Consider the following 13,442-nt stretch of genomic DNA (forward strand, 5'->3'; position numbering starts at 1 on the left):
TATAAATGATTTTTTTTGTAAAATATTAGAAAAAAATCGCTAAAAATTAATTTTTTTTAATTTTAGCGATTTTTTTAATACATTTTTATAAAATTTTTTACTTTTTTTAAAAAACCATATAAGTTTTTATTATGAATTTTTTTAGCAAATTAATTAACTATAAACTAGCTTTTTGGATTTTAATTTTTTCTCCCATTATTTTATTTGTCATTTTTTGAGAAATTTCATTTACATCTGTCATATATATTTCTATATATTTTTTTTCATTCTCATCAAATTTTATATTTTTTGCCAAAACCTTAGCCGGGTCAATAATATTTGCTTTGTAGTTTAAATTTTTAAAAATTTCATCTTCTACTATAGGATAGTGGGTACAACCTAAAACTATATTTTCAATTTTTTTCTCATTTGCAAGTTCCAAATAATCTTTTAAAGCCTTATCCACCTCATCTCCACTTACTATTCCTTTTTCTATAAGGGAAACAAGTAATGGACAAGCTTTTTCAAAAACTTTTTTATTAGAATTTTTTTCAATTTTAATTTTATAAGTATGTTGTAAGCACGTTGCCTTTGTAGCCATAACAAAAATATCCCCTTCACATTCTAAGGATTTTTTTATCGCTTGATCTGTAATTGAAATAAATTTTTTATCAAATTCTTTTCTAAGATATTCTATTGCAACAGTAGAAATTGTATTACAAGCTATCACAAAAAAATCAATATCTTTTTTTAATAAAAATTCTACTATTTTTTTTGAAAGCTCAATTATTTCTTCATTTGACTTATCTCCATAAGGAACATTTTTATTATCTCCAAGGTAAAAATAATTTGCCTTGTGCTTTTTAGACAATTCTTTAAGAACAGTAAGTCCTCCAAGTCCTGAATCAAATACACCAATATTAGTCATCTATTAAATTCACCCTTTCAACAAATTTATAATCATTTTTTATTTCATTTAATGCATAATTAATTTTTTCTTCATCAAAAAATACAGCAAAAATACTTGCACCACTCCCACTAAGAAGTGCCTTGGCTGCCCCTAGATTTTCTAGTCTATTTTTTATTTTATAAAGATGAGGAAAATTTTCATATACAACATCTTCCATCACATTAGAAAAATATTTTACAATATTTTTATCAGAAGATTTTAATCCTTCAATTATTTTTTCAGTTTCAATATTTCCATAATCTTTTAATCTTTTATATACAAAATTTGAAGAAATACTTGTCCCATCATTTACCAAAAGAATTTTCATATCTAAATTTATATCAAAAGGCGATAAAATTTCTCCAATACCTTGAGCCCTCGCAGATTTTTTCAAGAAAAAAAACGGAATATCAGCTCCTAAACTTTTCCCAATTTTAAAAATCTCATCATCACTCAAATTTAAATTCCAAAGCTCATTTAAAGCCAAAATCATTTCAGCACAATTTGTCGAACCACCAGCAAGCCCTGCAGCTATAGGAATATTTTTTTCCAAAAATACATCTACTCCACATGATTTAACTCTATCTTTTAATATAGCCCAAGCCTTGTAAATCAAATTATTTTCAATATTTTCCTTTGATAAAATTTGGCTATTTGTTTTAATTTTAATTTCATTAGTATTATTTTTTTCAATTTTTAATTTATCAAACAAAGAAATCCTAGTCATAATTGTATCAATTTCATGATAACCATCATCTCTTTTATACAAAGAATCTAAACTAAGATTAATTTTTCCATAACATTTTCTTTCCATAATTACCTCTCTACAATTATATCATAAAGATTTTGAGTGAAATAAAAATATAAAATAAAAAATTTCAAATCGAAAAATTAAAATAAAAAAATAGACCTTGCTTTCGCAAAGTCCATTTGTAAATTTAAATTTATTTAGAGTAATCGTAGAATCCTTTACCAGTTTTTCTACCAAGATCTCCTGCTCTTACCATTTGTCTTAATAATGGATTTGGACGATATTTGCTATCACCAAATTCATTGAATAATACTTCCATAATTGCAAGACATGTATCAAGTCCTATAAGGTCAGCTAATGCTAGAGGTCCCATTGGATGGTTTGCTCCAAGTTGCATTCCCTTATCAATATCTTCAACGCTTGCAAGTCCATCATATAAAACTCCGATTCCTTCGTTAATCATTGGAATTAAAAGTCTATTTACAACAAATCCTGGACCTTCTTTTACTTCTATTGGTTGTTTTCCAAATTCTTCAGCAAGTTCAAATACTTTTTTGTTTGTTTCATCGCTTGTATGAAGTCCTCTAATAACTTCTACAAGTTTCATTACTGGAACTGGATTGAAGAAATGCATACCTATTACATTTTCTGGTCTATTTGTTGAAGCAGCAATATCTGTTATTGAAAGTGAAGATGTATTTGAAGCAAGAATTGCTCCTTCTTTAACTACTTCATCTAATTCTTTGAAAATTTCTTTTTTAAGTTTTGGATTTTCTGTTGCAGCTTCAATAACTATGTCACAATCAGCTAAATCTTTAACATCTGTTGTGTAGGAAATATTTTTGATTGCTTTTTCTTTAGCTTCTTCTTCCATTCTTCCCTTAGAAACTTGTTTAGCATAATCTTTTTCAATTCTTGCTTTAGCGTTTTCTAAGAATTCATCTTTGATATCTCTTACTACTACTTCGTGGAATTTAGCAGCTACTTCTACAATTCCGCCACCCATAATTCCTGATCCAATTACACCAATTTTCATATTTACTCCTTTGTGTGTTTTAAAAAAGTTTCGTTTGTTTGTTAAATTAATAACTTATACATATATTATAACATTGTTTTCCTAGTTTTTCAAGAAATATTGACTTTTTTTTAACTATTTATTTGATTTTCTCCAAATTCTCATGCTCTCAGCTTCTTTAATTAATTCATCTCTAAAATCTGGATGAGCAATTGAAATCAATTTCTCTGTTCTTTCCCACAAAGATTGACCCTTTAAATTAACCATACCATATTCTGTTGCTACATAATGAGTATTTGCTCTACAACCAGTTGGTTGTGTTCCTTCAATCAATCTTGGAACAATATTAGAATGTCTTACGCCTTTTTTATCTACTCTTGATGAGTGTAGGGTTACAAAAGATTTTCCACCTTTTGAATTATAAGCGCCTATCATAAAATCTAAAGCTCCACCTGAACCTGAAATATGTTTTGTTCCAGAGCTTTCTGCAGAAACTATACCATTCAAATCAACTTCAAGGGCTGAGTTTATTGACATGAAATTATCTAAAGCAGAAATTTGTTCAATACCATTACAATAATCTACTGGCGCCGCGCAAAGTTCTTCATTATTGTCTATAAAATCGTACAATTCTTTGCTACCTGCTGCAAAGGCATAAACTTGTCTTCCCCTATCAATATTTTTCTTTTTACCTGTAATTTTTCCAGCTTTTGATAATTCTACAAAAGAATCTACATACATTTCTGTGTGAACTCCCAAATCTTTTAAATCTGAATTTGCTATTTCTTTTCCAATTGCTGTAGGAAGTCCACCAATTCCTATTTGTAAACATGCACCATCAACTAATTCTTCAACTACATATTTAGCAACTTCCTTATCCAAATCACTTGGATTTGCTTTGCCCAAAGCTACCATTTCTGGATTTGAACCTTCAATTATATAATCTACATCTTTAATATTTACAAAATTTTCAAATCCACCAAGTCCTCTTGGTACATTTTTATTTACTTCTATTATTACAATATCAGAATTTTCAATTGCAGCGTAAAGATGAGATGCAGAAATTCCAAAATTAAAATTGCCGTGTTCATCCATAGGTGTCGCTTGTGTTACAAAAACATTTGGTTTTTTTATTGAAGTTCTATAATATTTTGGAAGTTCTGAATATTTTATAGGAGCATAAAATGCTCTTCCTTCTCCAGCTAATTTTCTAATTGCTCCCAATGAATGCCAAGAGTTATAAACAAAATGTTCATTTGTTGGATCTGCATCAAATAATTTAAATTTTTCTAATTCTACTCCTCCTCTGACAACGATGTCATTGAGCTTAGTAATTTCTTTTGCAAATGCTTCATCAAAATCGTGTGGAGAAATTATTCCCCAAGAGTAGTCAACATAATCTCCATCTTTTACTAATTTTGCTGCATCTTCAGCACTTATTAGTTTTTCCTTATATAATTTATTATAATCCACGTCATCCTCCCATTAAATACGCATATTTTTACTTATATATTGGAATAATTTTTAATTATCTTCATAAAAATTTAAGGATGAGACTTCTCTCATCCTTAAATTAATTTGAGATACTAATAATGATATACCCAAATTTTAAAATTTTATTTAAATTAATTTGCTTTTTTATTCTTAATTGCTTCTGTAAGTTTTGGCACTACTTCAAATAAGTCGCCTACTATACCATAATCAGCTCTTCCAAATATTGGAGCATCTGGATCTTTGTTTATAGCTATAACTTTATCAGCAGCATTTATACCTGCCAAGTGTTGAATAGCTCCAGAAATTCCTACAGCTATATAAACTCTTGGTCCTACAGTTTTTCCTGATTGTCCTACTTGGTGAGAGTGTGAAATCCATCCAGCATCTACAGCCGCACGGCTTGATCCAACAGTTCCGTCAAGTGCATCAGCTAAATCTTTTATTAATGCAAAGTTTTTAGGATCTCCAAGTCCACGTCCACCAGAAACTATAAATTCAGCTCCAACTAAATCAACTTCATCTCCTTCATCTCTTGGGATGAAATCTAAGATTTTTGTTCTAGCTTCGCCTTCAAATTTAATATCTTCATCAACTATATCAATATTTTCTTTTGCACCAATAGCTTCTTTTGAGAATACTCCTGGTCTTACAGTTCCCATTTGTGGTCTGTGATCTGGGCAAAGAATCATTGCCATTAAGTTTCCACCAAATGCAGGTCTTGTCCATCTAACTTCTTTTTTCTCAGCGTCAATATCAAGTTCTGTACAATCTGCTGTAAGTCCTGTGTGAAGTCTTGCTGAAACTCTTGGGCCCAAATCTCTTCCTTGATTTGTTGCACCTATCAAAATTATATTTGGACTATATTTTTTAACTAATTGGTCTATTGCATCTGCATAAACTTCTGTATTATATTCTTTGTAAATTTCATTATCAACTGTGATAATTCCATCTACGCCGTATTCTTTTACTTCTTCTTTAGCTTTATCAACATTTGATCCGATAATTATAGCGTAAAGTTTTTCATCAATAGCATCAGCCATTCTTCTTCCTGGATTCATTAGTTCAAGTCCAACATTTACAGCTGATCCATCTTCTTTTGTTTCTACAATTACCCAAAGATTTTTATTTTCACTCATCTATATCCTCCTAAATAAGTTTCTCATCAGAAAGAGCATTTATTAACTTATCTACAGAAACGCTAGCATCTTCATCGTTGTAGATTTCTCCAGATTTCTTATGTTCAGGTGTATAAGATTTTTTAACTCTTGTTGGTGAACCTTTAAGTCCTATTGCTGTTTCGTCAATATTTTCTTTTAGTTCTTCAAAAGTAATTTGTTCGATTGTAGCTTTTTTAGCTTTCATTTTATTTTTGATTTTTGGATATCTTAATTCTTCATCGCCATATTTTGTAAATGTTATAAGAGCTGGAAGTTTTGCTTGAATATTTAAAGCTCCTCCTTCAACTTCTTTAAGAACTTTGATTCCCTCATCATTTAATTCTGCTGTATAAGCATAAGTTACTTGTGGCAAATCTAAGTGTTCAGCAATTTCTGGTCCTACTTGTGCTGTATCTCCATCTATAGCTTGAAGACCACAGAAAATCATATCATAATCTCCTTCTCTTTTAGCTACTTCTTTTATAGCTTCTGAGATTATATAACTTGTTGCAAGTGTATCAGAACCACCAAATTTTCTATCAGTAACCAAGTAAGCTTTGTCAGCTCCTACTGCTAGAGTATCTCTAAGCATAGATTCTGCTTGAGGTGGTCCCATAGAAATAACTGTGATTTTTACATTTTCTGGATCATTATCTTTTATTCTTAAAGCTTGTTCAAGGGCAAAAGCATCATAAGTATTTAAGATACTAGGAACTCCTTTTCTAATAAGAGTATTAGTTTCAGGATCTATTTTGATTTCATTAGTATCTGGAACTTGCTTTGCACATACAAAAATATTCATTTATTCCTCCTAAATTTATCTTCTTAATTATTATCTTAAAAGAGCTCCTGATACAACCATTAACATTACTTCTGAAGTACCTTCATAAATTTCTGTAATTTTTGCATCTCTCATCATTCTTTCAACGTCATATTCTTTGATATATCCATATCCGCCAAGAATTTGAACTGCTCTATCAGCAACGAATGATGCTGTTCTAGAAGCTTTTAATTTTGCCATAGCTGCTGCTACTGAGTAATTTTCTCCAGCATCTTTTAGGCTTGCTGCTTTATAAACTAAATTTCTAGCAGCTTCAATTTCTATAGCCATTTCAGCTAATTTAAATTGTGTATTTTGGAATTTAGCTAAAGGACGTCCAAATTGTTCTCTTTCTTTAGAATATTGAACAGCTTTTTCTAAAGCGCCTTCTGCAATACCAAGAGCTTGAGCTGCAATTCCAATTCTTCCACCATCAAGAGTTGCCATAGCAATCTTAAATCCTTTACCTTCTTCTCCAAGTAAATTTTCTTTTGGTATTCTACAATCTTGGAAAATTAATTCCATAGTTGATGAACCATTGATTCCCATTTTGTTTTCAAGTGTACCAAAGTCAAATCCTTTAGTTCCTTTTTCAACTATGAATGCAGAAATTCCGTGATTTCCTTTAGATTTATCTGTCATGGCAAATACTACATAAATATCAGCATATCCACCATTTGTTATAAAGATTTTTGTACCATTAAGTACATATTCATCTCCATCAAGTTTAGCTGTTGTTTGTTGACCTGAAGCATCAGTTCCTGCATTTGGTTCTGTAAGTCCAAAAGCACCTAATTTTTCTCCACTTGCAAGTGGTGTTAAATATTTTTTCTTTTGTTCATCATTACCAAATTTATTGATACAATCAGCTGATAATGATGTGTGAGCTGATAAAATTACACCAGTTGATGCACAGTATTTTGACATTTCTTCAACTGCAAGTACGTATGTAAGTGTGTCAGCACCTTGACCGCCAAATTCTTCATCAAATGGAATTCCAAAGAAACCTAATTCTTGCATTTTTGCAACTGTTTCTTCTGGGAACATATGTTCTTCATCTACTTTTTGAGCTAATGGTTTAACTTCACTTTCTGCAAAGCCGTGGAACATCTCTCTCATTTCTTCATAATCTTCTGATAATTTATACATATTTTCTCCTAAATAATTTTCCATATTTATTATTTTTAAATTTTTAAAAATAATATTAAGAAACACTTTTTATCACTTATGTTATTATATTAACAATCGGAACTAGACTTGTCAAGCTTTTTAGCCAATTATTTATCAAGCTTTTAGCTTTAAGTCCTAAATTTTTTTGGAAAATTTTTTCTAGCTTTATCCTTTTATTATATAAATTAAAATTCCCTCTCTTTATCATTTTTTATATAATTAAAATTCTAAAACTCAAAATCAAAAACAAAACTTAGTCTATTATTATATGGAATTTAAAATTTAATTAAATATTTTTGCTAAATTTTATTTCTTTATTTTTATTTCTTTATTTTTTATTTCTTTTATAATATAGTAAAAAGATTTCCCAAAAAAACATTTACCTACATTATAATAATATCACAATCAGTCTATCTGTCAAATCTTTATCAATATATTTACGAATTTTAACTATATATTTTATTTTATAAATCAGTTTTTAAATTTTAAGAATGAAAAATATTTTTTTATGCTTAAATTTAAGATAAAAAAATTTCATTTAATCCGAATCTATTTTGTTTATTATTAAAAAGCTAATATATTTAAATGATTTGATTTTAAAAATTTTCAAATTTAAAAATCAAAATTTTTCACTTTCTATTTTTATTTTAGTCAATTCCCCATTTGCTCTTAGAAAATTTAATTTTTTGAGTTTTTAAGAACTTTAAAATAATTTCTCATTTTAAATTATAAATTTATTTATTGTTGATATTTATATTTAATTAAAGGAAAACTTTTTCATTTGATTTTTTCATGTTATAATTGATACATAATTAACTAAGTTACTTAGTTAATTATACAATTTCTATTTACATTTAGGAGGGAAAAATGGATTACAACAAAATTAATGACGAAATTATTGAACAAATTAAATCATCAGTAAATGGAAAAGTTTATGTAGGAGAAGAAATTAATGAAGATTTCTTCCACGATGAAATGCCAATTTATGGCGAAGGAATCCCTGATGTTTTGATTGACGCTACTTGCAAGGAAGATGTTTCAAAAATAATGAAAATTTGTAATGAAAATAAAATTCCTGTTATAGCAAGAGGTGCTGGTAGTGGTTTGACTGGCGCTGGTGTTGCTATTAAAAATGGCGTAATGATTAATATGCAATCCATGAACAAAATTTTAGAATTTGATGAAGAAAATTTAGTTGTTAGAGTTGAACCTGGTGTTTTATTAAGTACTTTGGCTCAAACTTGTCTTGATAAGGGATATTTATATCCACCTGATCCAGGCGAAAAAAATGCTACACTTGGCGGAAACGTTTCATTAAATGCAGGCGGAATGCGTGCTGTTAAATATGGCACAACTCGTGATTATGTAAGAAAAATGGAAGTTGTTCTTCCTAGTGGAGAAATTACAACTTTTGGATCTATTGTTTCTAAATCATCTACTGGTTATTCTTTAAAAGATTTGATGGTTGGAAGTGAGGGGACTCTTGGAATTATTACTGAGCTTACTTTAATAATCGTTCCAAATCCAAAACATACTGTTTCTTTAATTGTCCCTTTTGAAGATTTGGATGATTGTATTTCTACTGTTCCAAAATTATTCCAAAATAATTTAAATCCACAAGCTATTGAGTTTATGGAAAGAGATATAGTTATAGCTAGTGAAAAATACATAGGCAAAGAAACTTTCCCTAAAAATATGGAAGGAATTGATGTTGGAGCTTATTTATTAATTACTTTTGATGGCGACGATGAAGATTTAATCGACAATACTCTTGAACAAGCTGCTGAAGTTTTGGTTGATAATGGTGCAATTGATGTTTTAGTTGCTGATACTCCAAATTCAATTAGAGATGCTTGGGCTGCAAGAAGTTCTTTCCTTGAAGCTATTGAAACACAAAATAAACTTTTGGATGAGTGCGACGTTGTAGTTCCTGTAACAAAAATTGCTGAATATATTAATTTTGTTAATAAGGAAAGCGAATCTTATATGTTTAATGTTAAATCATTCGGCCATGCTGGAGATGGAAACTTGCATATTTACACCCTATCAAATGAAGAAGATAAACTTGATCAATTTAAAGAAGAAGTTGATAAATTTATGGATGTAATCTATAAAAAAGCTTATGATTTGGGAGGAAAAATTTCTGGAGAACACGGAATAGGAAACGGAAAGAAAAAATATCTAAAGAGTTTTGAAGGTGACGTAAATATTGAAATAATGAGAGGAATTAAAAAAGCCTTTGACCCAAATATGATTTTGAATCCAGATAAAGTTATTGCCTTATTAGGTGAGTAAATTTAAAGGATTTGATTATAAATTACCTAAAAGAATTTGTAATTCTTTGTGTTTGTTTATTTTTAGGTGCTATTACAAGAAGCATTATAAATTATCCAATACCAGAACCTGTTTATGGAATGATTTATCTTTTTATAGCCCTACAATTTAACATACTCAAAAGTGAAGACATAAAAGAAACTTCTGATGGTATTTTAAAAAATTTAGCTTTTCTTTTTGTCCCAGCAGGAGTAGGAATACTTGCTAATGTAGATGTCATTAAAGGAAAAATTTTCCAAATAATTATTTTAGTTATAATTGGAACAATAATTTCAATGGCTCTTACAGGACTTGTAGTGCAATTTTTACAAAGGAGGAAAGATGCTTGATAATCAATATTTTGGCATAGTTTTATCCTTTGCTGCCTACAAAATTGGAAAATGGATAAATAAAAAATTAAAAACTCCTATAGCAAATCCTCTTCTTATTGCTATACTTTTGATTATAGGATTTTTATCCATCACAGGAATCGACTACGAATATTACAAAAAAGGTGGAGATTTTATAGCATTTTTTATAGGACCTGCAACAGTTGCAATGGTTTTAGATTTATATGCAAATCTTGACACACTAAAGAAAAATATTTTGCCAATACTTGTTGGAGTTGGATTTGGAACAATATTTTCATTTGTACTTGCCATCTTTTTATCAAAAATATTCCAAATTGATAAAAATTTAGTTGCAAGTTTAATTCCACAATCAATAACAACAGCAATAGCAATTTCACTTTCCGGAGAATACCAAGGAATAATTGGACTTACTGCAATTGTCGTTGTAATTAGAGGAGTAAGCGGAGCAGTTTTTGCCCCTATTGTAATGAAAATATTTAGAATAAAAGATCCAGTTGCTCAAGGAGTAGCCATAGGCACATCATCCCACGCAGTTGGAACAAGTCAAGCAAGACTTATGGGAGAAATTCAAGGAGCAATGAGCGGACTATCAATTGCAATTGCTGGAATAACAGCAGTAATAATAATGCCACTTGCTATGAAACTTGTAGAAATTATAATTTAAAATAAGAAATTTAAAATGAGCCATAAAAGGCTCATTTTATTTGCTTTTAATATAAGATTTATAGCTTTCTAGCACTTTTTTGTAACCATCTTCTTCTAAAATATTTTCTACATATTCTTTTATTTTTGCTGTAGGAATAATTCTCTTGTGGTTTTTTTCTACCATTTTCATTAAATCATTTTTTAAAATTGATATATCTGATGTATTAAGGTCAATATTTCCATCTCTTGCTGCATTTTTTATTGATCTTAATATCTTGTCAATATCAAATAATTCAATTTTTCCATTTCTTTTTTTAACATATAATTTGTTGTCCAAAAAATTTTCAATAACTTCAATCTTCGCTTTATCCAATTCATCTGCAATTTCTTCTATTGATAAATTTTTTCCTTGATAATAATCAATAATTATTTTTGTAAGATCTGACATATATCCCCCTTAATTTTTTTCTTTTTATATTCTTACCCTAAATTTTTAGAAAATAAAAGATTGGACAAAATCCAATCTTTTTTATTATTATTTTTTTGTATAGTTTGGAGATTCTCTTGTTATTTGAATATCGTGTGGGTGGTTTTCTACAAGGGTTGCTGGGGAGATTTTTACAAATTTTGATTTTTTTTCTAATTCTTTTAAATTTCCTGCACCAACGTATCCCATTCCTGAACGAAGTCCTCCAAGAAGTTGATAAATTACATCTCCAACATATCCTTTTAAAGCAACTCTTCCTTCAACTCCTTCTGGAACAAATTTTTTGGTATCATTTTGGAAATATCTGTCGCTTGATCCTGATTTCATTGCAGAAAGTGAGCCCATTCCCCTGTATTCTTTGTATTGTTTTCCTTCAAAGACAATTGTTTCTCCTGGAGATTCTTCTGTTCCGGCAAATAATGATCCTGCCATTATTACACTTGCTCCACAAGCAAGAGCTTTTGTAATATCTCCAGAATATTTTATACCACCGTCGGCTATAATTGGAATTTGTGAATCTTTTGCAGCCTTTACACAATCAATTATTGCAGAAATTTGTGGAACTCCAACTCCTGTTACAACTCTTGTTGTACAAATTGAACCAGGTCCTATACCAACTTTTACAGCATCAACTCCGGCTTTTATCAAATCTTTTGTAGCCTCTCCTGTTGCAACATTTCCTGCTATTAATTGAAGATTAGGATATTTTTCTTTGATTTTTTTAATTGCAGTAATAACTCCTTTTGAATGACCGTGAGCTGTGTCGACTGTTACAACGTCAACTTTTGCGCTAACCAAAGCGTCAATTCTATCCATCATATCGCGAGTAATTCCTACTGCAGCTCCTACCAATAATCTGTCATGCTCATCTCTTGCAGAATCTGGATATTGTCTTGATTTTTCTATATCTTTTATTGTGATTAATCCTTTTAATTTAAAATCATCATCAACTATTGGAAGCTTTTCAACTTTTCCTGATTCCATTTTTTTAACAGCATCTTCCATAGAAATTCCAACTTGACCAACAATAAGACCATCTTTAGTCATAATGTCATCAATTTTTACATTTTCGTCATTTTGAAATCTCACATCTCTGTTGGTTAAAATTCCCTTTAAGGTCATAGTATCATCAACAATTGGAACACCGCTTATTTTATAATTTGCCATAATTTCCAAAGCTTCTTTTAAAATATTTTCAGGTTTTAAATAAAATGGATCGGTTATTACTCCGTGTTCACTTCTTTTTACCCTATCAACTTCTTTGGCTTGGTCTTCAATTGACATATTTTTGTGGATTATTCCAATTCCACCTTGTCTTGCCATGGCAATTGCCATTTTTGATTCAGTTACAGTATCCATTGACGCTGACATCAAAGGAATATTTAATTTAATTTTTTTTGTAAGATTTGTCTTTAATGAAACTTCATTTGGTAAAACTTCTGATGGTCCTGGAACCAATAATAAATCATCAAATGTTAATCCTTCTCCTATTATTTGCATAAAGCCTCCTATTTTTTAAAATAATTAATTGCATTTTCGAATATTTTTCGCTCTTTTTTATCGTAAATATTTTTGTATAAATCTGAATCTAGTCTTTCAACATGGCCCATTCTTCCCAAAATTTTTCCGTCTTTAGATAAAATTCCTTCAATATTATAATCAGAGCCATTTGGATTTATTTCATATACAGAAAAAATTTGACCGTTTTCTAATAAATCTTTGTATTTTTCTTCATTTACAATAAATCTTCCCTCGCCGTGAGAAATTGGAATTTTGTAAGTTACATCCAAATCAAGACCACTTGTCCATGGGCTCTGATTATTTAAAACTTTTGTATCAACAATCGTTGAAATGTGTCTATCATTTGTGTTGTAAGTTAAAGATGGATCATCTTCTTCGATTTCTTTGATTTTGCCGTAAGGAAGAAGTCCTGTTTTTATCAAAGTTTGGAAACCATTACAAATTCCAATTATTAGGCCATCATTTTCATCAAGCATATATTCAATTGCATCTTTTATTTTTTTATTTCTTATAATATTTGCCAAAAATTTACCAGAACCATCTGGCTCATCTGCCATAGAAAAACCACCAGGAATGGCAAAAATTTGTGAATTTCTGATTGATTTTGAAAGATTTTCAATAGATTCTTCGATAGCTTTCTTATCTAAATTTCTAAATAAATTTATCTCAACTTCTGCCCCATATTTTTCAAAGACTTTTTTTGTATCCCATTCACAATTTGTTCCTGTTACAGCAAGAATTGAAACTTTGACCTTATCAACTGGTTTTTT

Annotated in this window: 13 protein-coding genes; 3 read left to right on the forward strand and 10 right to left on the reverse strand. The window is 29.5% G+C overall.

The annotated features are described in order from the left end of the window. Positions 1 to 157: 157 nt before the first annotated feature. From murI to HMPREF2852_RS09180, 7 genes are all read right to left on the reverse strand, one after another. Positions 158 to 907 (reverse strand): glutamate racemase, encoded by a 750-nt coding sequence (gene murI / locus HMPREF2852_RS09150; RefSeq protein WP_070607921.1) that lies wholly within the window; start codon positions 905 to 907, stop codon positions 158 to 160. Then, entirely contained in the window at positions 900 to 1,742 is an 843-nt protein-coding gene (gene ispE, locus HMPREF2852_RS09155; RefSeq protein ID WP_070607923.1) for a 4-(cytidine 5'-diphospho)-2-C-methyl-D-erythritol kinase, read from the reverse strand. Before ispE ends, murI begins: the two co-directional genes overlap by 8 nt. A gap of 130 nt (positions 1,743 to 1,872) precedes the next feature. Beyond that, positions 1,873 to 2,715: a 3-hydroxybutyryl-CoA dehydrogenase gene (locus HMPREF2852_RS09160; RefSeq protein WP_070607925.1), complete on the reverse strand. Its 843-nt coding sequence runs from the start codon at positions 2,713 to 2,715 to the stop codon at positions 1,873 to 1,875. A gap of 114 nt (positions 2,716 to 2,829) precedes the next feature. Then, positions 2,830 to 4,167 (reverse strand): acetyl-CoA hydrolase/transferase C-terminal domain-containing protein, encoded by a 1,338-nt coding sequence (locus HMPREF2852_RS09165; protein ID WP_070607927.1) that lies wholly within the window; start codon positions 4,165 to 4,167, stop codon positions 2,830 to 2,832. A gap of 152 nt (positions 4,168 to 4,319) precedes the next feature. Beyond that, a complete protein-coding gene (locus HMPREF2852_RS09170) occupies positions 4,320 to 5,324 on the reverse strand; it encodes an electron transfer flavoprotein subunit alpha/FixB family protein (protein WP_070607929.1) in 1,005 nt (334 codons plus the stop codon). Positions 5,325 to 5,334: 10 nt separating this feature from the next. Then, the gene (locus tag HMPREF2852_RS09175; protein ID WP_019118129.1) at positions 5,335 to 6,147 is read right to left on the reverse strand and encodes an electron transfer flavoprotein subunit beta/FixA family protein; all 813 of its coding nucleotides are present in this window, start codon (positions 6,145 to 6,147) and stop codon (positions 5,335 to 5,337) included. A gap of 30 nt (positions 6,148 to 6,177) precedes the next feature. Continuing rightward, positions 6,178 to 7,314, reverse strand: coding sequence for an acyl-CoA dehydrogenase (locus HMPREF2852_RS09180; RefSeq protein WP_070607931.1), 1,137 nt, complete (start codon positions 7,312 to 7,314; stop codon positions 6,178 to 6,180). A gap of 888 nt (positions 7,315 to 8,202) precedes the next feature. Here HMPREF2852_RS09180 and HMPREF2852_RS09185 point away from each other — a divergent pair. The 3 genes from HMPREF2852_RS09185 to HMPREF2852_RS09195 are packed head-to-tail and all read left to right on the forward strand — an operon-like array spanning position 8,203 to position 10,683. Next, the gene (locus HMPREF2852_RS09185) at positions 8,203 to 9,630 is read left to right on the forward strand and encodes an FAD-binding oxidoreductase (RefSeq protein ID WP_070607933.1); all 1,428 of its coding nucleotides are present in this window, start codon (positions 8,203 to 8,205) and stop codon (positions 9,628 to 9,630) included. A 17-nt stretch (positions 9,631 to 9,647) separates the two neighbouring features. Next, a complete protein-coding gene (locus HMPREF2852_RS09190) occupies positions 9,648 to 9,998 on the forward strand; it encodes a CidA/LrgA family protein (protein ID WP_004838185.1) in 351 nt (116 codons plus the stop codon). Continuing rightward, positions 9,991 to 10,683, forward strand: a complete 693-nt coding sequence (locus HMPREF2852_RS09195; RefSeq protein ID WP_070607935.1) for an LrgB family protein — start codon at positions 9,991 to 9,993, stop codon at positions 10,681 to 10,683. The genes HMPREF2852_RS09190 and HMPREF2852_RS09195 overlap by 8 nt, the downstream gene beginning before the upstream one ends. Positions 10,684 to 10,719: 36 nt before the next feature. Here the strand turns inward: HMPREF2852_RS09195 and HMPREF2852_RS09200 are convergent, their stop codons facing one another. The 3 genes from HMPREF2852_RS09200 to HMPREF2852_RS09210 form a co-directional block, all read right to left on the reverse strand. Beyond that, positions 10,720 to 11,112, reverse strand: a complete 393-nt coding sequence (locus HMPREF2852_RS09200) for an ATP cone domain-containing protein (protein WP_019118132.1) — start codon at positions 11,110 to 11,112, stop codon at positions 10,720 to 10,722. 87 nt (positions 11,113 to 11,199) lie between these two features. Further along, positions 11,200 to 12,651: an IMP dehydrogenase gene (gene guaB, locus HMPREF2852_RS09205; protein WP_070607938.1), complete on the reverse strand. Its 1,452-nt coding sequence runs from the start codon at positions 12,649 to 12,651 to the stop codon at positions 11,200 to 11,202. Positions 12,652 to 12,659: 8 nt separating this feature from the next. Next, a partial coding sequence (locus HMPREF2852_RS09210; RefSeq protein WP_186821947.1) for a phosphoribosylformylglycinamidine synthase subunit PurQ occupies positions 12,660 to 13,442 on the reverse strand: 783 nt, incomplete at its 5' end.

This window comes from Anaerococcus sp. HMSC065G05 (genome assembly GCF_001812365.1).
In the GTDB taxonomy this organism is placed as follows: domain Bacteria; phylum Bacillota; class Clostridia; order Tissierellales; family Peptoniphilaceae; genus Anaerococcus; species Anaerococcus vaginalis.